This is a genomic window from Mesorhizobium sp. M6A.T.Cr.TU.014.01.1.1, assembly GCF_004022765.1.
GTDB lineage: Bacteria > Pseudomonadota > Alphaproteobacteria > Rhizobiales > Rhizobiaceae > Mesorhizobium > Mesorhizobium mediterraneum.
Map to the genome: position 1 here is coordinate 1 of NZ_RZPG01000163.1, position 379 is coordinate 379.

The 379-nt window shown below is 66.2% G+C and carries 1 protein-coding gene; it reads left to right on the forward strand.

All coding sequences use genetic code 11. The features are described from left to right. Window positions 1-55: 55 nt before the first annotated feature. A partial coding sequence (locus EN885_RS33425; protein WP_128335277.1) for an FAD-binding protein occupies window positions 56-379 on the forward strand: 324 nt, incomplete at its 3' end.

Below are 379 nucleotides of genomic sequence, written 5' to 3' on the forward strand. Positions count from 1 at the left end.
GCCAGATCGTTGTGCTGATCGGTGCAGTGATGCTGGTCATCGGGGGCTGGTAGGCATGGCCACTGAGCGGTTCCCGAGCTTTGGCCTTGCTACGCCGCCGGCGCCGCGCGCCATCGGTGCCGACGAGGCTATCTCGCTGCTGAAGGGCGGTCAGGCCAAGCCAGCGTCACTGCTTGCCTATGGCAATGGCCGCTCCTACGGCGATTCCTGCCAGAACGCGGCCGGCGCGGTCGTCGACATGCGCTCGCTGAACCGGATTCGTGCCTTCAACGCCGAAACCGGTGTTCTCGAGGCGGATGCCGGCGTGCTGTTGTCCGACATCATCGCCCACGCTGCCCCACACGGCTTCTTCCCGGCGGTTGTGCCCGGCACCCAATTC